This window comes from Alteromonas sp. H02 (assembly GCF_059682525.1).
The window spans coordinates 5,179,004-5,204,100 of sequence record NZ_CM185021.1 but is presented as its reverse complement, the minus strand read 5'-3'; the positions used below and the strand labels follow the sequence as shown (position 1 = coordinate 5,204,100).

The window sequence follows — 25,097 nt, the reverse complement described above, 5'->3', positions numbered from 1 at the left end:
GGGTAGCAAAATGCATTTACACGCAGGTGAATGGCTGGTGCTGGCAATGATGGCGGCCATGGTCTTATACAGTCTTTGGGAGTCGGATAAATCAAAAGTCGCGGTATTGGCCGGGCGCAAAACCAAGCTGGCCATGTACCGCGAAACTATCTTGTTTTTGTGGGTACCTACCAGTGCTCTGATGATCTTACTAACGCTAGATATTGTGTCGGCACAGCGTTTAGGGCTTGGCTGGCAAAATAGCTGGGGCAACTGGGCAGGCGTCTTGCTGGTTGTGGCTTCCGTAGCCTATGTGATTTGGCATGTCCGCAGTATTCAACCCGGCACTCCGCAGTACCAGCAGCTGTTTGATGCCATGCAAACCCACAGTTGGCTGATGCCCTCGAATAAGCGTGAGCTGTATTGGTTTACCGGTGGGGTGTCGATGTCGGCAGGTATTTGTGAAGAACTGCTGTTTCGGGGCTTTTTTCTCGCGGTGTTTGCCGATCTAATGGGCGTTTGGGTGAGTTTGCTACTGGGCAGCTTTCTGTTTGGCTTATGTCACCTCTACCAGGGCTGGGCCAATGTGCTGCGAACCGGTGTCATTGGTTTGGTGTTGGGGATTATTTATGTGTTGACTGAGTCACTGTGGGTGGTGATTTCGTTGCATGCGTTAATGGATATCTTCGGTGGGGTGTTAGGTTATGTGGTGCATAAGTACGGTCGCTGTGAAAGTGAACTGGCCATGGGTTAATGTCCCAATACGTGTCTTCGTTTGCATATCTTTCGACTCAAAAGCTGCATATCGCAGATTCTAACCCAGAGTACAGCTTTCGCGGTGGCGCTTATCATTTAAGGTTAACACTGCAGTAGAGGTGAACACTGTTAATTAAGCGCTATTTGAGCGTTAATTTTATTTTGAGGAAAGAACTATGGAAGAGTTGAATTCAACTGAATGCGTTAATGTTTCAGGCGGTTTAGTCGGTGGAATTGTGTTAGGTATAATCGTCGGTAAAGTCGTTGACTACTATATCGGCGAGGAGCTGGAGAAAGCTGTTGAGGGGATGTTAGGACCAACAGAAGACTACGAAGGTATGATGACGGCCGCGTAAATTAAGAGATAAACCTGTATTAGTGTTTTTGCAGGTTTCCTAAGGAGACTGTAATGAATAATAGAGCAATCTACTTAATACTGTTTATTTTGTCGGCGATATTGTCGCTGGCAATTAAATTAAACCGTGAACTCTATGTGGGTATTAGTGATGGGCTGGATATCCTTGTAGGTTCTGTTATGAGCTATTTATATGTTGTGATATTGGTGTCTGGTTACGTGACCTTTGCGAATTCAGTTACTAATAAAAAACTCAACAACTGCATTATTGGTATTACTTGTGGGGCTTTATTGTGGGAGGTTCATCAGGCTTTCATTCCAGAAATGTACTTCGACTGGAAGGATATAGTCGCCACGCTCATCGCGTTTTCAGTGTTAGTGCTGATTCAGCGTTATAAACCGGTGGGCAATTCTGTGCATAGCTCTGCGGCGATTGGTAATGGGTAGTTTGTCAGTTAAATCCACCTGATGCCGCATTCTACTCCTTTATTAATAGTAAGAAGACCGGCAGGTTGTGCCGAAAACCAAAGATAGTGCGCTGGCGATTCGGTTATTTAGGCTTTCTGATTGCCGCGCGCGTTTAGATATAGGTGGGGTTTTTTATTGATACCTATGTAGAGTGATACACTTCACTTTGACGTGGTGATCTTTGCCTTTTGGCGAGTCGTTCACCAATGAATATCTACCAAAACCGGGTAATGACGGTATGGATCTGCAAACGCTTACCAAACAAATAGAAAACCTCGGCACCGCGCCGCCTTTTGATAAATGGCATCCACCTTTCTGTGGTGATATCGATATGACCATCAAAACCGATGGCAGCTGGTGGTATATGGGTAGCCCAATTGGCAGGGAAAAACTGGTGAAGCTGTTTGCCAGTGTGCTGCTTAAGGAAGGCGATGAGTATTTTCTTAAAACACCGGCGGAAAAAGTGCGTATTCAGGTGGAACATGCGCCTTTTGTGATTACCCAGTGGCACATCCACGACTCGGAAGCAGGCCCGGCCATTGAAGTGATCTCAAACTTAGCGCATTCAGCGGTGCTGTCTGATGAGCATCCGTTGGAAGTGGATAACCGCAATCCGGAGCAGCCCCGACCGTATGTAACTTTGCACCGCGGTTTAAAAGCGCTGGTGCATCGCAATGTGTTTTATCAGTGGGTTGATATTGCCAAGCCCGCCATGGTTGACGGCAAACAGCACCTCATCATTTCCAGCGGTAACTGCCAGTTCAGTCTGGGCTGTTTATAAACCCGGCAGCTGACCGACAAATCATCTGTCAGCCAGCTTCGCTTGCTAGGGCTACTCGGTGGTTTGAGAAAGCAGTAACACCGGCCCTATTAACCCCGACTCGCGCAGCGGCGCGTCTGCGTAATACGTGTTGATAGTGGTAAAGGTATAGGTTTGTTCAGCCTCTGGCTGGTTGTCGCCTATCAGCCGGTTAACCCATAAGTTGGTTACCTTAATTTCAATCGTGTTGTCTCCGGCCTTTAGGTGCTCAGCGATATCCATGGCGTAGGGCGGTGTCCATAAAATACCGGCATCCTTTCCGTTAATGATGACCTGGGCGAGCTCTTTAACTTCGCCAAGGTCGAGTATCATCTGTTCATTATCTGCCGGGGCCGACTTAAGGGTTAACGTGTTGCTGTAGCTGGCCGTGCCCGAGAAGTATTTAATGCCGTCCGCGGCTGAATCGGCCCAGTTGCCCAGAGGATAGGGCATTGGCTGTTCCGGGGCTCCGCGGCCAGCCTGAAATTCTACCTGCCAACCCTGATTTAAGGTTGCTACTACCGTGGCGTTTTTCACCTTACAGGCAGCTTGGGAGGGAGTGCTGTGATCAAACACAATATAGCCAGAATCAAATGGCAGTAATTCACGTTCTATCAGGCTGTATCCGGCTTGCTGTTGCACGGTTAATGGTGTGATGTCACCGGTTACTGCATTGTAGTGGCGGGCCGATTTGGCCTGAACGTTGAACCGCAGGGTGGCCGTTTCGTGGTGTGGCTTACGGTTGGTGTAAAAATAGATATCCTGCTCAGGGGTTTTACGGTGCACAAACATTATGGTGCTGTCTTCACGGTCGGTGCTGGCCGTAAAGTCAGGACGTACACCTGCCTTTTCAACCGCGTGTTGCACCGAGTCGGCAACGATTATCCGCCCTTTCCCGGTGTTGCCTGACCACAAGGCATCAGCAATCCGGCTGAATGCCTGTTGGTCGTCCTTTAGTGATGGAGATGCCTGGGGCTTTTGCCCTGCAATGGTAGCACCGGCGTTTACCAGTGTCTGCAGCTTTGTCAGCACATCCAGGGTCATGAAACGGCTGGAACCGCCAAGGTAAAGCAATTGGTAACGTTGCCCGCTTGGCGTTACCAGCTGGCCGTTATCAACAGTGAATAAATCGGTGATAACGTCACGGTTTACATAGTCGAATGCGTTATTGGCCGGTACGTCTTCAGAGGGAGCGTGGGCATATAAGGCGGTGAGCGGTGCTTCTTCCCCATAAAAATAAGCGACATCGGCGGCAAAACGCCCCTGTTGCAGCATGTAAGCATTACGGCTGATATAGGTCACCCAGGGTTTGGCGTAGTCGGCCCAGGTATCCAGACGATTAAAATACTGACCAAAGACAAACAAACTGAGCCCCGGTGCATTATCCAGTGGCTGATGCACCGATGTGTGGATGATAGGGCGGTTTACTCCCAGAGCAAATTCCATGTCGATCATCGGGCGTAAATCGGCTGGTGAAAAGGCCCAAGGCGAGGAAGCGGCAGTTAGTGATTCGGCGGCCACCAGATTCTGCCCGTATACATGTGCAACCGAAGCGGCTTCACGAATATCAGACCAATATTGCGGGGCCGGGCCGGTTTGCTTAGCAGTATCAAAAGCCCACATTGCGGCCATCGGAATATCAGCCGTACGGCGCATGCGCATGCCGTCGCCGATTGCCGGACGTTCGTTTTCCAATGCTTCAGAATAATGGCGCATGCCGCGCTTATGTATCTCGGTGGTGATCACGCCATAGTGATTATCGGCCAGCATTTCAGCTAAGGTCAGGCGAAAATCATACAAGAACTGATCGGTTTGTTTGGCGTTATTGATGATGTCACCGGTCAGAGCCGGTAACCACGGCAACATATCGTAGCCCCGGCGGGCTTTGAACTCGCTGAACATAGCGGGGGTCCAGTTTGACGGGCCTACCTCAATGCTGTCGTTCAGCAGCGCCTGCAGACCATTATCGCCCCCCATGTTGTGCTCACCCGCAACCTCTTTGTAGTTATCCAGGTAGTGATTGATATACGCTTTAACTGCCGCCGGGTCGTATTTATCTACTTCCAACCCGGTCGCCTCAGGCGTAGCGGGGTGGTTTTCTTTACCGGTCAGCGAATAGCCTATCCGCAGGACTTTCCACCGTCCCGACTCAGGCTGCCAGTTGAGGGTGCCATCGGCGTTGAGTTTATCGCTTAAGTCGATAACCTGGCTGACATCCGTGCCGCTTGCTTCATGCTGATAGGATAACGGGTAATAGTCGTGAACAGTGCCAAATCCTGCTTTGGTCTCAAAGCGGTGAACCTTAGGCTGACGATAAAACGCGACTTCCAATAACGGTGCATCCACTTCGCCGGGGTCGCCGGTGGGCAGCGTAAATCCACCCGGTGGTTTTGAACCCGGCGCCTTGGACGAAGGCATTTTAAATTTACCATCGGGGTTCGCTTTCATCACAATGCGTAGATAGCGAGCCTTGACCGCGTTGAAACTCACCGTGGTTTGCAGGGTGATGCCGGCGTCAAAGCGGGCTACATCGGTAAACTGGATGCCATCGGCACTGGCTTGTAACACCGGCTTTAACTGCGGCGGTAAAAACATACCGGGCATGGGGGTGGCGAGTGAGGCCGCTGCAACGGTTTGTAAATCCCCAAGGTCGAAGGTAACGATGAAGGGCGTATCGGGGGTGGTTCTGCCGGTTGTGGCGGTATTATAGTCGCCGTCTGTCATGGCGCCGGTGTCGACATTTTCCGCTGCGTTGGTGGTGATATCTGCAATGGTCAGTTTGTCTTGGTTTACCAGCGGGTAGGCGACTACGGCTATGTCTTTATAATACTGCGGGGCACCATGTTTGGCCGCGGCTTCTTCTCCCAGCATAGTATCGCCGGAGGTATAGTTCTGAAATAAACCGGTCACGCCGTTTGGCGCAGTAAGCGATACCGGTGACTGGCCGGCAGTTACCAGGGTTTCAGTCCACACCAGTTTTTTCATGCCGTCTTTGGGGGCGACCCAGGGCCCACCGGTTTCACTCCAGCCTGGCGAAGCAGCAATGCCAAATTCAAAATTTTGCTCATCGCTGATGCGCAGTGCCAATCGAAATTTTTCGGCCCAGTCGTCAGACATATACACTGAACGTTCATCGACCACTTGCGGGGTCATTAGGTGAGCATCAAAGTTTTGCACGCCGCCAATCCCCACTTCATGCATCCAGGCGAGATCTTTTTTAATCCCCTCGGCTGTTACATTACCGTTCATCCAGTGCCACCAAACCAGTGGTTTAGCCGACTGTGGTGGTGTTTGAAACTGCTGCTCCAGTTCGCTGGCAATGCCTGGCAGGCTTACAAAGCCAAGCATCAGAAATACAGATGAAACTCGCAACGGGCGACGCGCAGACATAGAAACTTCCCAATACAATATAAGTAAATGAATTGTATTTTGAATGTTTCGTTAAAGTAAAATAGAGAATATTGGCAGAAGTATAGATATTATTAATACTAAGTAAGCGCGGCCTTCAGACCGCGCAATCACTGGAGTTATTCAACGGCTTCGTAAGGCATACCCACATACTGGCGGGCTATTACTTTCTGTCCTTCTTCGTGACTGAGGTAAAAGTCCAGTTCAGACTGCATAAAGCGGTCGAAGGTGCCTTTGTCCATGCCATTCACTTCACCCTGATCAAAATCATGCAGCATGTTGCTCATCCACCAGGAGAAGCGTTCACCGTGCCACACCCGGCGCAGGGCGATTTCAGAATACCGTTGCGGCGCAGCGAAATCACCTTGCTCATAGCGCTTTTGTAGCAGTTTATACAAGGTTGAAACGTCGGAAGCGGCCAGGTTTAGTCCCTTAGCACCGGTCGGCGGTACGATATGCGCGGCATCGCCAACCAGGAACAGGTTACCCCATTGCATGGGTTCACACACAAAGCTGCGCAGCGGTGCAATCGACTTTTCAATACTCGGCCCGGTGATCAGGTTATTGGCGCTGTCTTCAGGAAGGCGCTTTTTAAGTTCGTCCCAGAACGCATCATCTGACCAGTTTTCCACTTTGTCGGTAAGCGGAACCTGCAGGTAATAACGGGAGCGGGTAGAAGAACGCATGCTCGCCAACGCAAAGCCGCGCTCGGTTTTACAATAAATCAGCTCATCACTCACCGGAGGCACATCGGCCAGCAAACCCAGCCAGCCGAAGGGATACACCCGCTCGTGCTCCGTGCGCTTCTCCTTCGGAATGGTCTGCCGTGAAATTCCATGGAAGCCGTCACAACCGGCAATATAATCACAATCAATGGTGATGTTTTCACCGTCTTTAAACAGCGTGACCTGCGGCGAGTCACTGTCAACATTCTGCAGTTGCACATCCTGACTTTCGTAAAAGCTGGTGAGGCTGGCTGCTTCACGCGCTTCCATCAGATCGCGGGTGATTTCAGTCTGGCCGTAACACATTACCGTACTGCCTTCGGTAAGCTTGTTGAGATCAATGCGATAACGCTTGCCGTAATAGGCAATATCAAAGCCGTCATTCGCATGGCCTTCTTCATCCATACGCTGGTTAACACCCGCTTCGCGAACTAAATCGACTAACCCTTGCTCAAGGATCCCGGCGCGAATACGGCCAAGGATATACTCCGGGCTCACCCGATCGACAATAATGTTGTCGATACCTGCTTTATGCAGCAATTGCCCGAGCAGTAAACCTGATGGGCCTGAGCCAATAATGGCAACCTTTGTTTTTATGTTCATGCGATGACTCCCGGTGAAACAATCAATTTTGATAATTCAATAATGGAAGACGTTAGCCACAATTGTTATTCACTTATGCGTTAAATTGTTGTACTTTTTAATCACATGTTAATTTTTTGTCATGGTTAATGGCAGCGGTGCGTGCACCTGGAGAACCGATTTGACGACAACGCAAAACCAGATCCCGTTTTATGATCTCTACGGCGAGTCTTTTATGCGCATGCAGCCGGATTTTGTGCATCTGGAGGATATTCAGTCGCGCAGTGCCGACTTAGGTTGGGAAATAAAACCGCACCGGCATGCTAACCTGGCGCAGATCGTCTGTGCTTTCGATAGCGAGTGGCAGGTGCAACTGGATGATCAGGTACACAACCTGTCGGGTAACTGGGTGGTCACGTTACCGCCCGGGGTAGTACATGGTTTTCATTTTGCGCTGAACACTAAAGGGTTTGTGCTATCGATTAATGCTGATGTGATCACTAATATGGAAATGGGCGAGGACATCAGTGCATTTAATCAGCTGGTGTGGCTGCCACAGACCATTGAATTTCGCAATGCCCGTCAGGCAGAGCGTTACTTTAGTTGCCTGATGATGCTGGCTGATGAAATGCACATCAGCGATCCCGGCGCCACTACCACCATTATGCTGCTGTTAAAATTGTTGTTTATCACCATTGCCCGGCAGCGCCAGCTCGACTCAGTGCAAAGCGGGCCCTCTGGCCGCGAAAATCGTATTCTGTTGGGCTTTCGCGAGCTCATCGATAAGCACTATCAGGATCACCTGACCATTGATGACTACGCCGAAAAATTGTTTGTTTCAGTGTCTACCTTAAGCCGTATCTGTCGCCAGCAGCTCTTGCAAACACCAAAACGTCTGGTGCATCAGCGTCTTATCAGTGAGGCCAGGCGGCGGTTGATTTACACTCGGCAGACCCTTGAAGAAATTGCCCTGACACTGGGGTTTAAAGACACCGGCTACTTTTGCCGCTTCTTTAAACAAATGGAAGGCACTACGGCCGGTGAATTTCGCCAGCAAAAGCGTAAATAATGATAAGATTAATTGCCTTACAATGTTGTAATGCAACCCATTTATACATCTAATTGTTTGTAATATAAGGATTTTTATTTGCTTTTTTGTTTTTTAATGCGTGAATGTAAAATATGCAATATAGGAAAAATTAATGGCGTTTTGCAGTTTTCTAAACTGCAAGGTTACTTTAGGTGGCGCATACTGTGGGACAAATAATAAACGTTCTCAGCGTTACACCGGTAACAGTGCAATTGTAGATTTTAATCTATTGATTGTACTTTTTCGTCATGCGGTGGTCTGAAAGAGCTGAGCGTTTGCTAAATCAACAGGTTGCTACCCAACAGGCATAAGTGGGCAACCCATACTCAGGAGCAGGCCATGAGCCAATTTGTTGTGGATGCTGACTGGTTGCACTGGCATCAGTCACCATCGGTACCCGCTTACAACGTACCAGAAGGCGCGGTGGATGCGCATTGTCATGTGTTTGGCCCCGGTGATCAGTTTCCCTTTGCGCCACAACGTAAATACACCCCATGTGATGCCTCAAAAGATCAGCTGTGGGCATTACGGGATTACCTTGGTTTCAGCCGTAACGTTATTGTGCAGGCAACCTGCCACGGTGCGGACAATCGTGCCCTGGTGGATGCGCTGAATCATTCCAATGGCCTGGCTCGTGGCGTAGCAACGGTGACAGCGGATATCACTCGTGAAGAACTGCAAACCCTGCATGAAGCAGGGGTTCGGGGAGTACGGTTTAACTTTGTGAAACGCCTGGTTGATGCGTTGCCATTTGATTCCCTTGCCACTATTGCCGACAAAATAAAGCCTTTTGGCTGGCACATTGTGATTTACTTTGAAGCACAAGAGCTTCCTGAGCTATATGACTTTTTTACCGCATTGCCAACAACGGTAGTGGTTGATCACATGGGACGTCCTGATGTAACCAAGCCCGTTGACGGCCCGGAGTTTGCGCTGTTTCTCAAACTGTTGGAGGAGAACGAAAACTTCTGGAGCAAGGTCAGTTGTCCGGAGCGTATCTCACACGTTGGGCCGGCCGGCAGTTACCAGGATGTGATCCCCTTTGCCAGAACCGTGGTCGAGCGTTTCCCTGACCGCGTGCTGTGGGGGACAGACTGGCCGCACCCAAATATGAAATCACACATGCCCGATGATGGTCATCTGGTGGACATGATCCCAAAGATTGCCACCACCGAATCATTGCAACGCAAATTATTGATCGATAACCCTATGCGCCTGTACTGGGCGGATTAACCCTGCACTGGCAGGCGAAAAAGAACACGGGAGATAAGATGAAAGTAATCGTAGTGGGCCCTGGTGCCTTTGGTATCAAACACCTTGATGGTCTGAAGAATATTGACAATGCCGAGGTTGTCGGCCTGGTGGGCCGCGATGCGGCCAAGACGCAAAAAGTGGCAGACGAATATGCCATCCCTAACGTTTACACTACCCTTGAAGATGCACTGGAGTCGGATGCCGACGCCGTGATCCTATGTACGCCTACGCAAATGCACGCGGCTCAGGCGATCGCCTGTATGAAAGCAGGCAAGCACGTGCAGGTAGAAATTCCGCTGGCAGACAGTTGGGAAGACGCCCAGGAAGTGCTCAAAGTGCAGCAAGAAACCGGCAAGGTGTGCATGGTCGGTCATACCCGTCGTTTTAATCCTTCGCATCAGTATGTGCACAATAAAATCACCGCCGGTGAGCTTAATATTCAGCAAATGGATGTGCAGACTTACTTCTTCCGCCGCCAAAACATTAATGCTAAAGGCGAGCCGCGTTCATGGACCGATCACCTGCTGTGGCACCATGCCGCCCACACAGTAGATTTGTTTGCTTACCAAGCGGGCAGCAAAGTCGTTAAGGCGAATGCTATCCAGGGGCCGATTCACCCGGAGCTGGGCATTGCCATGGACATGTCTGTTCAACTGCTGGCCGAAAATGGTGCGATTTGTACATTATCACTGTCATTCAATAATGATGGCCCGCTGGGTACGTTCTTCCGCTACATCTGCGATAACGGCACTTATATTGCCCGTTATGATGATCTGGTTGACGGTAAGGAAACTGCCATTGATGTGTCTCAGGTCGATGTGTCGATGAACGGCATTGAGCTGCAGGACCGGGAGTTTGTCGCGGCTATTAACGAAGGGCGTGAGCCGAATAGCAGTGTTGCCAAGGTCTTTGACTGTTATCGTGTACTGTATGAGCTTGAGCAGCAGTTAAACGCTCAGTAATTAATATCTGTACTCAGTAAACCAAAGGGATTAGCGCTATGTTACAACGCAAACTGGCTGGCAGCCTGGTATCAGAAATTGGCCTGGGGTGTATGAACCTCAACCATGCCTATGCTAAAAAGGTTGATCAGGCCACGGCGACCAGCCTGCTGACCAAAGCCTTTGAAGCGGGTGTCACCCATTTTGATACAGCTGCATTATACGGCTTTGGCAGTAACGAAAAGATGGTTGGCGAGGCGATTAAACCGTTTCGCAAGGATATCTTTCTGGCCAGTAAATGCGGCATGACCGGCGTTAACGGCAAACGCACCATTGATGGCCATCCGGCTACCCTAAAGGCCACTTTGGATACCGCGCTAACCAGTCTGAAAACCGACTATATTGACCTGTATTACCTACACCGTATTGATCCGAATGTGCCGGTAGAGGAAAGCGTGGGGACGTTGGGTGACATGGTGAAAGCCGGTAAAATCGGAGCGGTAGGGTTATCGGAAGTGTCGGCTGAAACGCTGAGAAAAGCCCATGGCGAATATCCTATTGCGGCACTGCAAACCGAGTACTCCCTGTGGACCCGCAATGCCGAAATCGCAGTGCTCGATGCGTGTAAAGAACTAGGCGTAGATTTTGTGGCCTTTAGTCCGCTGGCGCGTGGTTATCTTGCTGGTGGCGTCGATCCGGCCAGCATGGGCGACGGCGATATCCGTAAAGGGATGCCCAGATTCCAGGGCGATAACTGGGCGGCTAACCAGCAGTTGTTTGCCGACTTCGCAGCACTGGCCCGTTCAGCAGATATCACGCCGGCACAGTTGGCGTTAGCCTGGGTACTGGCGCAAGGCGAGCATATTCATGCCCTGCCAGGCACCAGCAGCGAAGCACATCTTGTGGAAGATTTACAGGCCAGCGGCCTGACCCTGCCGGCCGACTTGCTCGCGCAGGCAGACGCACTGATTAATCGTGATACGGTAAAAGGGGCCCGTTATCCCGCCGGCGCTCAGGCCGACATTGATACTGAGGATTTTACGGACCAGTAATAACGCAGCAGTTCACCGCTCGGGTGAACTGCTATGCTTTACCCGCTAGTGCTCTGCCAGTGCCAGAGCAGCATTAACGGTAAACAAATAAAGCCCGCCCACGTTGATCACATACTCATTCTCGCCCCACAGGAAGGGCCAGTTTTCTTTATTTTCCGGCAAGTCCGGCTTCAGAATTAATACCCCAGGCACGATGGCACCACTGATAAAAGAGTAATCTGCCCGGTTCATACCATAAGCCACTTTTTTCGACACCGTACCGACATTAGATACAAAGGAAATGTCGGAGTCCGGGTGGGTGCCATACAGGTAATCCAAAGAACGGAAAATTAACTGCGCATCGAATAAGTCAGGAAAGGCGGTGTGCAGATAGTACTGGGTAATGGCCATCTGCAAAATGGTAGCATTGCCCGCCCAGCCATACTCGGTAATGGTAACACCGAACGGGTTTTTGCTGGTGGCGGCTGCAAGGGCCGGTTTATATTTCTGTGCTGCCCGGCGAATACGCGCGGCGTAGGATTTGTCCATGTGCGGTAAGGCGCGAATGGCAACCACCGCAGCACGGCTGAATTCCGCTTCGATATAGGGCAGTAAGTCTTTTACGGCGCGTTGGTAATGCTGGTCGCCGGTGCTAATAAGCAACTCTACCGCGGCTTTGAGTTTTTCTTCTTCCAGACCACCGCCGGTGGTATTACCCACCTTAAACATATCCGGTGCGTGGCCAGCTTCCTCCTGCCATGCGGCTATAGCGGTATCGCGGCATTCCGCAGCCAGGGCCGGATTGTAGTCGGCCAGGGCCCGACTCGCTGCCGCCAGTGCCGCCATAGAGCCGTAGTTGAGCGGCGTGGATTTGCTGGTAAATGCCCAGCGGTCGTCAAAAACGCCGCTGTGAATGCCGTCTGACTCGGTATCGCTCATAGCCGGATCGTAAATAAGATTGTCGGTCATAGTGAGGCCGTCGCCGAGGTGGGTATACTGGCTTAAATCCGGCGCGATGATGCCGGGAATAGCGTGGCCTACGGCTTTATATTGCGCCAGCAACGCCAGACTGCCGTGCTCTATTTGCTGTAACAGATCGGGCTTACCATCCGGCACGTGAATGTCCACATATTTGCGTTCGTAATCCACCAGCGTGGTATCGCGGGTCAGGCCAAACTCTTCCCAGGTCTGCACCAGCGCGGTTATGGTGTGATACTGGGTTTGCGTGCGGATATCGTAATCGCCGGCATCATACCAGCCGCCCACATTTAGCCCGGGAATATGCTCCCCCGGCTCGTAAGGCGTATCGGTAGTGGGGCCCTGAGCATATAAATCAAAGTGAGTGTGATTAACTGGTGCCTGCAAGGCATCATCCAGGTGGGAAGCACCATGCCACACCCGGTATGCTTCGTTGATCAGCATGTGATCCATCTGTACCGGAAAATAGTGGTCGAGGGTAGGGTGCCAGGCGCTATCCAGCACCGAGGCATCGATTGAAAATGGCGCGGTGGTGGTTTCGCCATAGCGCAACTGGTACACACCGCTGGTGGTGACATCGCTGAAGTCAAACACTGCATACTGATAGCGGGTGTAGTTGTCGTGCTTGTCAGGCAGTTGCTTTTTAACGGTGGTCGTGGTGCCGTCGGGATTAACCCGTAATAACTCGGCCTCGCCGTAAAGTGAGGCTCTGGCATCCAGTTCGATGACTGCCCGCTTGGTTTGTTGCGGCAGATAGCCTACCTGTGAATGGCCAATAACCGGCGCACGTAACCAGCTGTCATCAGTACTGGCTGTAAGCTGCCACTTAGCCAGTGTACCGCTTTTACCGGCAGGCAGCAGACCGCGCACGACATACCAGCCGTTCTGGGCTTTAGCCCGCCCGTCATAAAGCGCCAAAGGTTGCGATTCTGACACGATGGACACTCTTTTCTGCGGGCTTTCCGGTGCGAGTACCAGATGTTGGCCAGTAGCCAACGGCTCTGGTTCATGCTCGCCGATAATTTCTTTTACGCCAGTGGGGTAGAGCGGGAAGCTGCCGGGCTTGCCATCTGCCAGAAAGCTGGTTTCCATATAGGTGGCCGGTAAAAATTCCATATTAAACCCGGCTTTGCCTTCCAGGGTGGGCGGTAACGGGTTGGGTGATGTCAGAGTAATTTCAACGCCGTTGTTTATGGGCCTGGCGGTAATGGTGTAGGTAAAGCCAAACTCCGGATATGCCAGGGTGGCACTAATGGTACCCAACGCCTCATCGACTTTGCGCTCCACAAATGTAGGAATGGGATCCCACTGTTCAGGCGTTGCACTGAGCCGCACATCACCATTGGTTGCGGTGCGCTCACCAAAATGAATCAGCTCAACACCACTTATTTTTGAGTCTCCAAATAACCCGTTGTACCAGTTACTGAACACTACCACATCCAGGCTCGGCTGGCTGAAATACTCCTTATCATTAAGCTTAGGGGTAGCCGCAAGGGTGATTGTTGAGGCAGTGGCAAAGGCGCCGGCAATGGCGAAAGCAAGAAGTGGTTTTAGCACGCAGTCTCTCCGTTTTTAATTGTAAACAAAAGGTTATCAATCTGGCGGTCAATTAAAATTACGGTATCGGTTATTGCTATTGTGATTTCATCATTTGAAAGAGGAAGAAAAAAGCGAGTCAGAGACAGCCATGGGAGAGCATGCCACTGACTGCAAAAAGAGAGTTAAACCTCGCAGCGAATTAGTGGCTCTATGTCTTTTACATAGAAGTCATACAGGGCGTTATGCAACTCTTCATCGAGCGGCGGTAATCCGGCGATGGCGATATTTTGCGATACCTGTCTGGCAGAGCTGGCGCCGGGAATAATGGCCGACACGGCCGGATGGTCGAGGATCCAGCGCATGGCAAACTGGGCCATGTTGAGGGATGCCGGTTTAAAGTCTTCCAACTGTTTAACCAGTGCCAGGCCTTTATTGAACTCGATACCGCTGAAGGTTTCGCCAACGCTAAAGGCTTCGCCGTCTTTATTAAAGTTGCGGTGATCGCTGTCGGCAAACCGGGTGTGCTGATCAAACTTACCGGTTAACATGCCGCTGGCCAGCGGCAGGCGTACGATAATGCCCACCTGTTGCGCAGCGGCCTGATCCAGCAGTTCTGTGACCGGGCGCTGGCGCATCAGGTTAAAGATGATTTGCAGTGAGGTGAGGTCGACGTGCTGCAAACAAATATGCGCTTCGCGCAGGGTTTCCACACTGGCGCCAAAGTGTTTAATGTGGCCTTCTTGCTGCACTTCACGCAGCCAGTCAAAGATAGCGCCTTCGCTGAGTACTTGCTCTGGAATACAGTGCAGTTGCAGTAAGTCCAGGCTGTCCCGCTGTAATCTGTCCTGGGCGCGTTTTACTGAATCGCGCAGGTCCTGCAGGGAATAGCCATCCGGGTAGGTGCCTTCGCCGCGGCCATATTTGGTGGCGATAACCGCATCGGGTGCAATTTCCGCCAGTACTTCGCCCACATAGCTTTCACTCTGCCCGGCGCCATAGACATCGGCGGTATCGAAAAACGTAATGCCGTCGGCAACGGCTTGCTCGAGTATGGCTTTGGCGGTGGGCTCGTCAATGGGGCCGAAGTCGCCACCCAACTGCCAACAGCCCAGGCCAACTTCACTGATATCAAGGTTGGAGGCGCCCAGTGGACGTAATGGGATCGATTTAACAGACATTGAATCTCCTCATGGTACTTCGGTAAATATAGGGTTTATACGGTATCATTCACGAAAGAGCCGTAGCCTCTTGTGGCGTGGCGCAGTAGCGGCGTATAAAATCGTCATGAGCGGGCAACTGAGCGACGGCCTGAAGCACCTGCTGGCGTTGCTGCTGCATCGACTGATTAAGCTGTGCATCAGACAGCATGGCGGCGGCAGGATGGTGATAATCCGGCGTTACGCCCTGGCCCAGCATTACCTGCGCCCAGGAGTCTACCCGGAACAGTTCGTTCTGCTTCTGAAAGGCATGTGCCTGCTCTTTAAATAAGGCAATGCGCGTTTGCAGAGAGTCTGGGACAGTCATGTTTTTACAATGCTCCCAAAACGGGCTGTCGTCGCGGTCTGTCACGTGATAATGCAGAATAATAAAGTCGCGTATGCGTTCCAGCTCCAGTTGGGTTTGCTGGTTGTATTCGTCTGCCAGCGCCTGATCATTACCGCCGTGAGGAAACAACTGCATAAACCGCGTGATCCCCATTATCACTAAATGAATGCTGGTGGACTCGAGCGGCTCCACAAAGCCACTGGCGAGCCCCAGAGCCAGGCAGTTGCGATGCCAGGCCTTGTTACGGCGGCCGGTTTTAAAGCGCAGGGTTCTGGGCGTGGTAATCGCCTCGCCCTGAACGTTCTGCATAAGTTGTTCGCTGGCTTCGTTGTCGTCCATAAACGCGCTGCTGTAAACATTGCCATTGCCGGTTCGGTGCTGCAGCGGAATTTCCCACTGCCAACCAGCATGATGCGCGGCGGAGCGGGTAAAGGGCGCGGCCGGAGCGGTGCTGGTAGTTTGTACGGCACAGGCGCTGTCACAGAGTAACCAGTGCGACCAGTCTTCATAACCGGTGTGCAGTGTTTCCTCAATCAGCAGCCCTTTAAAGCCGGTGCAATCGATAAAAAAGTCACCTTCAATCAGCTCGCCACTGTCCAGTCTGAGCGCTTTAATATCACCATTCTCATGTTGCAGAACCTGGCTGATAACCCCTTCGCAATGGTTAACGCCGAGGTTGTTGCAAAAGCGCTTTAAAAACGCTACGTAATTGCCGGCATCCAGGTGATAGGCATACTGAATATTACTTTGCGCTGAGGTCGCAAACTTGTGCTGACGAGCGGCTTCGAGCTCAAAGCAATAGTCACCATAGTCGCCTTCTAAGCCGCGGGCTTTGGCGCTCAGATAAAAATGCACAAATTCTGCCAGCCAGCTTTGCTGGCCGGTCATACCAAACGAGTGAATATACTGCTCACCAATGCGCCCCCAGTTTTCAAACCGGATGCCGAGCTTAAAGGTCGCAGCGGTGGCACGCATAAAGGCTTGCTCGTCTATTTGCAGCAGCTTATGGAAGGTACGTAAGGGAGGGATTGTCGCTTCTCCCACACCAATGGTGCCAATGGTGCTGGATTCCACCAGTCTGATATTAACCAGTGGCCCCATTTTACGGGCCAGCGCTGCTGCGGCTATCCAACCTGCGGTGCCGCCGCCGGCTATTACTATTTGTTTGGGTGGTGTTGTCATGAGCTGCTACTTATTTAATTGATTCATAATGAGGGCACGTAAACGCCGGGCGGTAATGTCGTCTATGCTGTCCAGTACGCCTTTACCTGCTGATGGTAAATGCTCGTGGGGTAGACGGGGATCGCCAAACACGTAATAGTCGAACAACGCCTTAAAAGCCGCTTTTTCACGCTCGGGCCTGTCGCGAATGGCCAGCATGGCATGAAACAGCGCAGGCATACCGGAACCCGTCAGAGGTGACGACTGCGACCACCAGTAATTCACCAGTACATTAAAGTTGCTGAGGCCTTCTACCTGGTGCCACCACATACTGGGAATGAAAATTCCGTCACCCGGCGCCAGTTCGGCGATTTGCGCGTGCTTAAGGGCTTCAGCAAAACGCGGGTAACGAGCAAAGTCGGGCTGATGAAAATCCACCATGCTGATAACCTGGCCGCCCGGCGTGCGTTCTACCGGACCCGGATACAGATTGGCTATTTGCTGAGGCGGAAAGACGATAATTCTGCGCCGGCCAGCCACACAGCAGGCAATGTTTTCCATATTGTCGAAGTGGCAGGATGCCAGTGATTGGTTGCCTACCCAGATACTTACCAGTGGATCGTACTTTGCATCCGGATTCAATTGCGGAGTGTCGCTAAACCGAACGGCTTCTTTCAGGCCCGGGAAAAACTTATCCAACGGAGCTGAGGCCATGTAGAGCGATTCATCCTGGGGCTCGCTTGCCAGTTCGTCCAGAAAAGCATCGACCTGGCCGTGGACACTTTGGTAATTCAGCGAGCTGGCATCGTCGGTATAAAAATAGCGACCGTTAATGCTGGCAGGGGCCCGGTAAATCATTGATGGCCTGCCATTATAAAATGGCTTCAGATAGGCGGCGCTACTTTCGGGGCCTGATGCTGACTGGCGGGTAAGCGCCCAGTCTTTGGCAATGCCGCGCAGCACTACCGGCCGGGCAGCCTCTGCCAGCGCCTCTGCGGCTGGTGCACTCCCTGCGGCTATTTCCTCAACTGGGGTGCTGATGGTCGGCAGACTATCAGGCATAGGCCTGCAGTTCCTCGTGTTTGCGGATGTTTTTCAGGTCAATGAGGGTCTGGAGGTTATTCAGTGATGTCATCGCCAGATACAGCCCCTGCAGATAATTGTGCTGATGCAGGGTGTGTAAATCGGTGGCTGACAGGGCTGCGACTTTCTCCTCGCTGACCGCAAAATGGCCGCCGAGAGTGTGTTTGCTGCCATCAACCAGCTCAATATCTACGGTCATAGGCTCCAGTAACCCCATAGCGTGCCACATACTCACCATGTCACTGGTAACCTGTACGCCATTATGGATCACCGCCAGTATAGAACTGATGCGGTTTAAGTAGTCGGAGTTACCCCCCTTGGGTAAAAACAGCGGTTTGCCCTGCTCGGTGGACAGTTTGGGGTGATTGGCATCTACATGGACCATCACCTGATTACCATTTTCATGCAGGCCAATGGCAAAAGGGCCGCGGGCGACCGTGGCCGGCACATAGTCTGCCGCCCAGCCAGACTGTTGACGCAGGGCCTGGTAGCTTTCCGGGAGTGTTTCGTTGAGAAACAGGTTTTCGCCAGCTTCCAGCCCGAGTAAGGCCACCATGGTAAAATCGCTGGCGGTTTTGTCGGTGGAATAAAACAGCACCGGATAGTGTTTAATAACGTTGGCCAGCTCAGTGGCAAACACCGGAACGGAAGCCACATCGTCGCCGAAGTCGGCGCTGTAGTGGGGAATGACACGCAGATCTTTGTGCGTCACATTATCAAGCAGGGTGTACTTGTTATTGTTCATTGCTTACCTTTTTTAAACGTAAGAAGGCCACCGAAGTGGCCTTGTGTTACTTAAAGCGGTGATCAGAATGAGTACCGGGCGCCTAACTGGTAGCGCGCGCCAAGGTCTTCGAGATACCACAGCTGGTTAGCGGTTCGGCCATGTTCACGGCTGTTTTCGCCGGTAATGTTGATGCCTTCTATAAATACCGAGAGGTTGTCATTAACGGCATAACTGACGTTAGCATCCAACTGATAATAGTCCTCAATATAGGCCGGGTTGTTAGACCCTTTATAGTTAGCCCGGTTGAGGAATTCATCACGCCAGTTGAGGGCGAAACGCGCCGTCCAGCCGTAGTTCTCGTACAGTAATACAAGGTTGGCTGTGTCACTTAGTCCCGTCAGGGCAAACTGCGAGACATTCGGGTTACCGGTATTATCGAAACCTATGTCACCCCGCACAATGGTGTAGTTAGCCTGCACACCAAAGCCGGTATCACCAAAGAAGTGCTGTACAGCCAGTTCGGCACCGTACAGTTTGGCTTCCTTGTTGTTTTGTGGATAAGAGGTACGGAATACCAGCTCCGGATCGCCTTGCTGCGGGATCAGATCCCATCCCGGCGTTTCACCTAACTGCAGAATTTGCTCGGCAGAACCGGTGTAGTCATCGGCACCATTAGGGAACGCTTCAGGTTGTTCAAGCAATACCATCATCGCGAACAACGAGGTATCATCTACCGCAAAGCCTCGCTCACGAAGGGCTTCAGCAGCGGCGATAGCGCGCGGACCTGAGGTTTGATCCTGGATACCAAAGAAGCTTCTGTCCTGCTGGCCGGTACCAATAAAGTTGGCAACCCGTTTCTCAAAGAAACCAAAAGACGCGTAACTGCTGTCGTCGTAGTAATACTCAAACGACAGGTCGAAGTTATCCGACTCCAGCGGTAACAGCCCCGGGTTGGATGACGACGCCGTTGCTCTGGCACCATTGATAGTTGAGCCGGTTAAACCAAAGCCACTCGGGGAAACCCGCAGTGAGCCATAGCCTGCACGGGCAATGGTTTTACTGTAGGAGAACCGGGCTTTAATGTCGTCGGTCAGCATGATGTCAAAATCAAGGCTGGGCAGCAGGTTGTCGTAATCAGCGTCAACCGAGAGCGGCTGCGCTGATGTTGATGGATCGGTATACAACGAGAAGTCGTTGTTGTTTTCCCAAATCAGGTAGCTTGGCGGCGTAACCAGAGAGGTGGATTCCACATCGGTGGTTTCGTAGCGCATACCGGCCAGCACGTTAATCGGCATGTCGTTCCACTCGGCTTCAATGTGCACCTGGAAGTAAGCCGCCATGGTGTCTTCCTTAACCGTATCATTATTGGAAAACACGCTGCTGACACCAAAGAAGTTTGCATCTGACGGGTACAGGGCAATGCCTTCCCGCGCCAGCGCTACCGGATCGGCAATAAAGCCGATACCCTGGCTTTCGCCGATGTCGTAGTCATCAAACAGGCCGCCCACATTGATTTGTTCCAGCAGGCCATCAGAGAATTCGCCCGGGTTGGCAATACCCCAGTTACCCAGCGTCATGTTGTCACCGGCAGTCTGACGGGCGTTCATTTCCATTGCCCGGCCTTCGGCGCCAAACTGGAATTTGCCATTATCCATGTAGTAGGTACCGTCAAATTTAAACTGAGTGATTTCGGTAACCTGAGAAGCGTGACGGAAGCGCAGAATGGATGAGCCAACATCGCCCGCATCCACTGTACCGTTGTTATTGCCCCGTAAGGAGTCGTCGTACACGTTGCGGTAGCTGGGCAATTCGCTGTCGTACCACCACTCGCGGGAGGCCACCGACGGTGCGCCTATGCCTACGGCAATTTCACCGGTTGCCAGGTTATCGCTGGGACCGCTGGGTAAGCTTTCCATTTTGGAATTATGCACGTCAAAGTTCAGCGACAATGCATCGCTTACGTGGTACACCACATTGAAGCCAAGTGAGTTCAGGGTGTTGGTTTGTTCACGATACTGTTGCTCGTAACCTTCATCCACAGTGCCGTTATAATTTTCGGCAATGTAGATGGGCGTGGCCACCGGGCCATCATCAAAGATAACGCTGGTGACGTTAGAGCCGTTTTGTACCCAGTTGGTGATTTCGCCGCGATGTTCGGTGATTTCGTTTTCGGCAAATACGTAGTCCAGCGTGGCAGTAATATTGTCGGTGGGCGCGTATTGCATGGTGATTTGCGCGTTAGTGCGATCCCGTTGGGTATCGGAAAAGGCATAACGTAAATCGTTTGGACGCGCGTACAACTGCCCGGCTTCCGGCGCGTTCTGATAAATCGACATGTCTGCGTTGTTAAACAGCGTATCCGGGTCGTTAGGATCGCCCCAGGTACCAATGTTCCAGTCGTTTACCGTAGCACCAGCGTAACCCGAATCACGCTGTTGCACTACCGCAGCCACATTTACGCCGAAAGTGGCGTCTTCGTTGGTCCAGTTCATCAGGCCGGACAGTTCTGGCGTAATATCATCACCGGCGCGGTTAGTGGTGTCGTGCACCGCTTTGGCGCCAACGGTGGCGCTAAAGCCCGGATTATCCAGTGGTCGTGCGGTAATGATGTTGATGGTAGCACCAATCCCGCCGGTAGCGATGTTGGCCTTACTGGTTTTATACACCTCAACGGCGCGAACACCGTCTGACGCCAGGTTACCAAAGTTAAACGCGCGGGTACCGCCGCCACGGGTGGTACCATCGGCGCCACTACCGCCGCCGTAGGTTTGTGCGGCAGGCATCATACGGCCATTGAGGGTGATCATATTATTCTCACCACCAAAGCCGCGCACGGTGACTTCATTACCTTCACCGTTAGAACGGCTGATAGATACGCCGGTAATGCGCTGCAGCGATTCTGCCAGGTTAGTATCCGGGAATTTACCAATGTCTTCAGCGGAAATCGCGTCGACTACCCCTACGGAGTTTTGTTTAATGGATGCCGCCTCGGTAAGACTGGACTTCAGGCCGGTAACCTCAATGACTTCAACCAGATCGTCATCTGGCGATGCTTGCTGAGCCATCGCCGGCAGCATTACGCTGGTGCCAAGTAGCAGCGAGATACTTTGCGTAAGTATCGTTTTCTTGTACGGAAATTTAGATTTCATGTGTGCCCCGTTAATTTTCCTTAATCACTTGTTTACGACTTCCTTGCGCTGCTCCCTGGCTATCCTGGCCATGTAGTGGCGTCACTGCCGGACGCAAGCGTAAACAAACTGTTAACGAATGGTAACGAGGTGGTTTTTTGCGGCTATTATTTTTTTTCACAACGTAGTAGCTATTAATCGCGCTATGAGCCTTTAACTGCGAAGCTTGATCGTCAGACTCTTCTTTTTGCGATGTAGCGATAAGTCACAAGCTAGTGTTAAAAAGTCGCGGAGGTACCGGTTACAATGTTGCCTTGAAAGCGTCGATTCGGCTGGAGTTACTGCAATGAACGCAGCGAAAAAACAAAGTCCGAGCTGGGTGTAATCTTGCCAGGGGCGGTTCCACAACGTATCCGGTATGCGCAAGCTTAACAGGTAGATTGTTCCAGAATGGTCAGAAAACTGGCCTGCAATCGGGTAGGTGTCCAGCCTTTACGGACTGTATAGCCAATTTGCCTGGCCGGATCGCGAAGTGCTAACGGGCTTACTGCGAGTAAGCCCGCTTCAACATCTACCTCAACTTGTCTGGCTGGCAATAAGGCGGCGCGGTCGCTGTTAATGAGCAAGCCCCGGGTGGCAACTAAAGAGCTGCACTCAATAATGTCACCTGGCACGGGTAAATTCATCGAACCAAACAGATCTTTAAATATGGCTCTGGCTGGCGTACCGGTTTTAGGCACTACCCATTTGAGTGATGACCAGTCGTTACTGTTAAGTGCGGGCTGAGAAGCCAGCGGGTGGCCATTCCTAAAAACCAGCGATAAATTGTCATCGAACAGATGATGCTGAGTAATTTCATCACTGAGTGGGGGAAAGCGCAGTGCACCAATTAAAATATCAATCTGACCGTGCAACAGGGCATGAAGCTGTTCCTCATAAGGGCCATCCACAATACTGATGTGCGCCTGCGGCGCAACCTCGGTTAGTTTAAGCACGGCATTGGGGATAATACTGGTGCGGGTTAACGGCAGACTGCCCAGTTTAAGTGAACCGTGTCCAGAACCTGCCAGCTCCTGTAATTCATCCAGCCCCTGTTGCAGCTCCGCAAAGTACAGCCCGGCCAAACGGCTTAACTGACGTGCCCGCCAGGTGGCCTCGACTCCTGTAGGAGAGCGGGTAAACAAACTCTGTGAACACAGGGTTTCAAGTTCTTTTATGGTCCGGTGCAGGGTGGGCTGGGTTAAGCCCATGACCCGTGATGCTGCCGTGTAACTTTGGTGTTCAACCACCTGAATTAAGGCAGCCAGCTGGCGGGCACTAATACCACGCAGAAAGATTAACCGGGCAGTGCGATCGGCACTAAAAAGCGTGTTGGCGAAGTACTCTATGTACGCAAAACCACGTTCAAAACGGTTTAAAAAGACTTCACCCTGAGGGGTGACAAACATACCTGTCGTTGCCCGCGTGAATAACGGTACGCCAATAGACTTTTCCAGTTTTCGAATGCTCTGGGTAAGCGCCGACTGGGTCAGGTGAACATGTCTGGCCGCCTCGGAGAGATTAGCATGCTTGCGTATCTCCAGCGCGCAGAACAGGTGTCGGATATTAAATTGCACAGTATGTCTCTTTGGCGTTTTTTATCATTATAGAAAATCCTAATGGACTTTTACATCTTTCTAAACGGAATTTCAGCGCTGTCGGGCGCATACTGATTTCATCAGAAATAACTTCATCGAGGCTGTTATGGCGGTATGTGTTACCGGGTGTCCACGCCCAGCAAAGCAAACAATCGAAAATTACGCAGGGGCCGAAGCGGCCACAGTGCACGAGGCTCAGGGGCGCAAAGGGCTGATGGCGGAATACATGACGCCTATTTATAAGCCGGCGAAAATTGCCGGGCCAGCGGTGACCTGCCAGGTAGCGCCGGGCGATAACTGGATGATCCACGTGGCGGTTGAACAGTGTCAGGCAGGGGATGTGCTGGTGGTGGTGCCAACCAGTCCGTGCATTGATGGCTTCTTTGGCGATCTACTGGCCACATCTTTAAAAGCCCGCGGCGTGCAAGGACTGGTGATTGCTGGTGGCGTAAGAGATACCGCCACATTGGAAGAAATGGGTTTTCCGGTGTGGTCGAAAGCCATTTATTCCCAGGGCACGGTAAAAGAAACCATTGCCAGCGTAAATGTGCCGGTGGTGTGTGCCGGTGCGCTGGTAAACCCAGGTGATATGGTGGTTGCCGACGAAGATGGCGTAGTGGTAGTCGCCCGCGAGGAAGCCGACGAAGTACACGAAAAAGTGCTTAAAAGAGTAGCCAACGAAGAGTCCAAGCGAGAACGCCTGGCTAACGGTGAACTTGGGCTCGATATCTACAATATGCGCGAGCGTCTGGCCGAAAAAGGCCTGCGTTATGTGACTTACGAAGAACATACCAACGGTAAAAAAGCGTGAAAGCTATCCCCTGCAGTTTAATGCGCGGCGGTACCTCTAAAGGGCTGTACTTTCAGGCTAAAGATTTACCCGCTGACAGTGCCGTTCGCGATCAGGTTTTGCTGGCGGCAATGGGCTCGCCGGATAGCCGCCAGATTGACGGCGTTGGCGGTGCACACCCGCTTACCAGCAAGGTGGCTATTATCAGTCCATCGAGCCGCGAAGACGCTGATGTGGATTACCTGTTTTTGCAGGTGGTGGTCGACAAGGCTGTAGTCAGTGATGCCCAGAACTGCGGCAATATTCTGGCCGGTGTTGGGCCCTTTGCCATCGACGAAGGGCTGGTAACGGCTGTTGAGGGCGTTACTGACGTGCGCATCCATATGGTAAATACCGGCGCTCTGGCGGTGGCTCAGGTCCAGGTTAAAGACGGCAAATCCGTGTATGAAGGCGACGCCGAAATTGATGGTGTGCCAGGTGGCGCAGCGCCTGTGCTGATAGACTTTCTCGACATTGCCGGCTCCAGCTGTGGGGCTCTATTACCCACTGGTAATGTGACTGACATCTTCGATGGTATAACCGTAACCTGCATCGACAACGGCATGCCGGTAGTGTTGATGAACGCGAGAGACTTTGCCATTACCGGCAACGAACCGCCGGAACAAATAGAAGCCATGGCTGAACTAAAAAGCCGGGTAGAAGCCATTCGATTACAAGCCGGTGAAAAAATGCACCTGGGCGATGTCAGCAGTAAAACAGTACCGAAAATGACCCTGTTGTCGCCTGCTGTAAAAGGTGGGTTGGTGAATACCCGTTCGTTTATCCCCCATCGTGTGCATGATGCTATTGGTGTACTGGCCTCGGTTAGCGTAGCCACCGCCTGTGTTATCGAGGGGGCGGTGGGCAACGAGTATCTGGGCGGGCAGGATACTGGATTTGATGCCCTGCAAATAGAACATCCGACTGGTCAGTTTACCGTTGCTATGGACGTAGATGGTGCTGAGTCTGTCGATACGCTTAACATACGCCGGGCTGCCTTACTCAGAACGGCACGACTGCTGATGCGCGGGGAAGTGATGATCCCTGATAGCGCGTTTACCCCTAACGAAGTGAATGAATAA

General features: G+C 51.8%; 19 protein-coding genes. 10 read left to right on the top strand and 9 right to left on the bottom strand.

Going from position 1 to position 25,097, the window contains the following annotated elements:
* Nucleotides 1-10: 10 nt before the first annotated feature.
* The 4 genes from AC566Q_RS24005 to AC566Q_RS23990 all read left to right on the top strand — a co-directional run bounded on the left by AC566Q_RS24005 (nucleotide 11) and on the right by AC566Q_RS23990 (nucleotide 2,339).
* Entirely contained in the window at nucleotides 11-733 is a 723-nt protein-coding gene (locus AC566Q_RS24005; RefSeq protein WP_499612010.1) for a CPBP family intramembrane glutamic endopeptidase, read from the top strand.
* A 178-nt stretch (nucleotides 734-911) separates the two neighbouring features.
* On the top strand, nucleotides 912-1,091 hold the full coding sequence (locus AC566Q_RS24000) for a hypothetical protein (protein WP_499612009.1): 180 nt from the start codon (nucleotides 912-914) through the stop codon (nucleotides 1,089-1,091).
* 53 nt (nucleotides 1,092-1,144) lie between these two features.
* The gene (locus AC566Q_RS23995) at nucleotides 1,145-1,537 is read left to right on the top strand and encodes a hypothetical protein (RefSeq protein WP_499612007.1); all 393 of its coding nucleotides are present in this window, start codon (nucleotides 1,145-1,147) and stop codon (nucleotides 1,535-1,537) included.
* 202 nt (nucleotides 1,538-1,739) lie between these two features.
* The gene (locus tag AC566Q_RS23990) at nucleotides 1,740-2,339 is read left to right on the top strand and encodes a DUF1285 domain-containing protein (protein ID WP_499612006.1); all 600 of its coding nucleotides are present in this window, start codon (nucleotides 1,740-1,742) and stop codon (nucleotides 2,337-2,339) included.
* A gap of 51 nt (nucleotides 2,340-2,390) precedes the next feature.
* Here AC566Q_RS23990 and AC566Q_RS23985 read toward each other — a convergent pair whose 3' ends face one another.
* The gene (locus AC566Q_RS23985; RefSeq protein ID WP_499612005.1) at nucleotides 2,391-5,747 is read right to left on the bottom strand and encodes a glycosyl hydrolase; all 3,357 of its coding nucleotides are present in this window, start codon (nucleotides 5,745-5,747) and stop codon (nucleotides 2,391-2,393) included.
* Between the two features lie 137 nt (nucleotides 5,748-5,884).
* A complete protein-coding gene (gene pobA / locus AC566Q_RS23980; protein ID WP_499612003.1) occupies nucleotides 5,885-7,093 on the bottom strand; it encodes a 4-hydroxybenzoate 3-monooxygenase in 1,209 nt (402 codons plus the stop codon).
* Between the two features lie 160 nt (nucleotides 7,094-7,253).
* Between pobA and AC566Q_RS23975 the strand changes: the two genes are divergently transcribed.
* The 4 genes from AC566Q_RS23975 (at nucleotide 7,254) to AC566Q_RS23960 (ending at nucleotide 11,409) form a co-directional block, all read left to right on the top strand.
* On the top strand, nucleotides 7,254-8,141 hold the full coding sequence (locus tag AC566Q_RS23975) for a helix-turn-helix domain-containing protein (RefSeq protein ID WP_499612001.1): 888 nt from the start codon (nucleotides 7,254-7,256) through the stop codon (nucleotides 8,139-8,141).
* A gap of 360 nt (nucleotides 8,142-8,501) precedes the next feature.
* The gene (locus tag AC566Q_RS23970; RefSeq protein WP_499612000.1) at nucleotides 8,502-9,395 is read left to right on the top strand and encodes an amidohydrolase family protein; all 894 of its coding nucleotides are present in this window, start codon (nucleotides 8,502-8,504) and stop codon (nucleotides 9,393-9,395) included.
* A gap of 38 nt (nucleotides 9,396-9,433) precedes the next feature.
* Nucleotides 9,434-10,378, top strand: a complete 945-nt coding sequence (locus AC566Q_RS23965) for a Gfo/Idh/MocA family oxidoreductase (RefSeq protein WP_499611998.1) — start codon at nucleotides 9,434-9,436, stop codon at nucleotides 10,376-10,378.
* Nucleotides 10,379-10,416: 38 nt separating this feature from the next.
* On the top strand, nucleotides 10,417-11,409 hold the full coding sequence (locus AC566Q_RS23960) for an aldo/keto reductase (protein ID WP_499611997.1): 993 nt from the start codon (nucleotides 10,417-10,419) through the stop codon (nucleotides 11,407-11,409).
* Between the two features lie 45 nt (nucleotides 11,410-11,454).
* On the opposite strand, the gene AC566Q_RS23955 is transcribed toward AC566Q_RS23960, so the two are convergent.
* The 7 genes from AC566Q_RS23955 to AC566Q_RS23925 all read right to left on the bottom strand — a co-directional run bounded on the left by AC566Q_RS23955 (nucleotide 11,455) and on the right by AC566Q_RS23925 (nucleotide 23,165).
* Nucleotides 11,455-13,923 (bottom strand): glycoside hydrolase family 9 protein, encoded by a 2,469-nt coding sequence (locus AC566Q_RS23955; RefSeq protein WP_499611995.1) that lies wholly within the window; start codon nucleotides 13,921-13,923, stop codon nucleotides 11,455-11,457.
* Between the two features lie 164 nt (nucleotides 13,924-14,087).
* Entirely contained in the window at nucleotides 14,088-15,083 is a 996-nt protein-coding gene (locus tag AC566Q_RS23950; RefSeq protein ID WP_499611994.1) for an aldo/keto reductase, read from the bottom strand.
* Between the two features lie 49 nt (nucleotides 15,084-15,132).
* Entirely contained in the window at nucleotides 15,133-16,632 is a 1,500-nt protein-coding gene (locus AC566Q_RS23945; RefSeq protein WP_499611992.1) for a tryptophan halogenase family protein, read from the bottom strand.
* A gap of 6 nt (nucleotides 16,633-16,638) precedes the next feature.
* Nucleotides 16,639-17,673 (bottom strand): cupin-like domain-containing protein, encoded by a 1,035-nt coding sequence (locus AC566Q_RS23940; protein WP_499611991.1) that lies wholly within the window; start codon nucleotides 17,671-17,673, stop codon nucleotides 16,639-16,641.
* Nucleotides 17,666-18,439, bottom strand: coding sequence for a SapC family protein (locus AC566Q_RS23935; protein WP_499611990.1), 774 nt, complete (start codon nucleotides 18,437-18,439; stop codon nucleotides 17,666-17,668). The genes AC566Q_RS23940 and AC566Q_RS23935 overlap by 8 nt, the downstream gene beginning before the upstream one ends.
* A 62-nt stretch (nucleotides 18,440-18,501) precedes the next feature.
* Nucleotides 18,502-21,570, bottom strand: coding sequence for a TonB-dependent receptor (locus AC566Q_RS23930; RefSeq protein ID WP_499611988.1), 3,069 nt, complete (start codon nucleotides 21,568-21,570; stop codon nucleotides 18,502-18,504).
* Nucleotides 21,571-21,977: 407 nt separating this feature from the next.
* Nucleotides 21,978-23,165 carry a LysR family transcriptional regulator gene (locus tag AC566Q_RS23925; protein ID WP_105932966.1) on the bottom strand — a complete coding sequence of 396 codons (1,188 nt, stop codon included), beginning with the start codon at nucleotides 23,163-23,165 and terminating at the stop codon, nucleotides 21,978-21,980.
* Nucleotides 23,166-23,292: 127 nt separating this feature from the next.
* On the opposite strand from AC566Q_RS23925, the gene AC566Q_RS23920 reads away from it, so the two are divergent.
* On the top strand, nucleotides 23,293-23,997 hold the full coding sequence (locus AC566Q_RS23920; protein ID WP_499611986.1) for a 4-carboxy-4-hydroxy-2-oxoadipate aldolase/oxaloacetate decarboxylase: 705 nt from the start codon (nucleotides 23,293-23,295) through the stop codon (nucleotides 23,995-23,997).
* On the top strand, nucleotides 23,994-25,097 hold the full coding sequence (locus AC566Q_RS23915; RefSeq protein WP_240621811.1) for a 4-oxalomesaconate tautomerase: 1,104 nt from the start codon (nucleotides 23,994-23,996) through the stop codon (nucleotides 25,095-25,097). Before AC566Q_RS23920 ends, AC566Q_RS23915 begins: the two co-directional genes overlap by 4 nt.

Coding starts and splice junctions, on each gene's coding strand:
- AC566Q_RS24005 (WP_499612010.1), top strand. CDS start 11: ATGCATTTACACGCAGGTGAATGGCTGGTGCTGGCAATGATGGCGGCC.
- AC566Q_RS24000 (WP_499612009.1), top strand. CDS start 912: ATGGAAGAGTTGAATTCAACTGAATGCGTTAATGTTTCAGGCGGTTTA.
- AC566Q_RS23995 (WP_499612007.1), top strand. CDS start 1,145: ATGAATAATAGAGCAATCTACTTAATACTGTTTATTTTGTCGGCGATA.
- AC566Q_RS23985 (WP_499612005.1), bottom strand. CDS start 5,747: ATGTCTGCGCGTCGCCCGTTGCGAGTTTCATCTGTATTTCTGATGCTT.
- pobA (WP_499612003.1), bottom strand. CDS start 7,093: ATGAACATAAAAACAAAGGTTGCCATTATTGGCTCAGGCCCATCAGGT.
- AC566Q_RS23970 (WP_499612000.1), top strand. CDS start 8,502: ATGAGCCAATTTGTTGTGGATGCTGACTGGTTGCACTGGCATCAGTCA.
- AC566Q_RS23965 (WP_499611998.1), top strand. CDS start 9,434: ATGAAAGTAATCGTAGTGGGCCCTGGTGCCTTTGGTATCAAACACCTT.
- AC566Q_RS23960 (WP_499611997.1), top strand. CDS start 10,417: ATGTTACAACGCAAACTGGCTGGCAGCCTGGTATCAGAAATTGGCCTG.
- AC566Q_RS23950 (WP_499611994.1), bottom strand. CDS start 15,083: ATGTCTGTTAAATCGATCCCATTACGTCCACTGGGCGCCTCCAACCTT.
- AC566Q_RS23945 (WP_499611992.1), bottom strand. CDS start 16,632: ATGACAACACCACCCAAACAAATAGTAATAGCCGGCGGCGGCACCGCA.
- AC566Q_RS23940 (WP_499611991.1), bottom strand. CDS start 17,673: ATGCCTGATAGTCTGCCGACCATCAGCACCCCAGTTGAGGAAATAGCC.
- AC566Q_RS23935 (WP_499611990.1), bottom strand. CDS start 18,439: ATGAACAATAACAAGTACACCCTGCTTGATAATGTGACGCACAAAGAT.
- AC566Q_RS23930 (WP_499611988.1), bottom strand. CDS start 21,570: ATGAAATCTAAATTTCCGTACAAGAAAACGATACTTACGCAAAGTATC.
- AC566Q_RS23920 (WP_499611986.1), top strand. CDS start 23,293: ATGGCGGTATGTGTTACCGGGTGTCCACGCCCAGCAAAGCAAACAATC.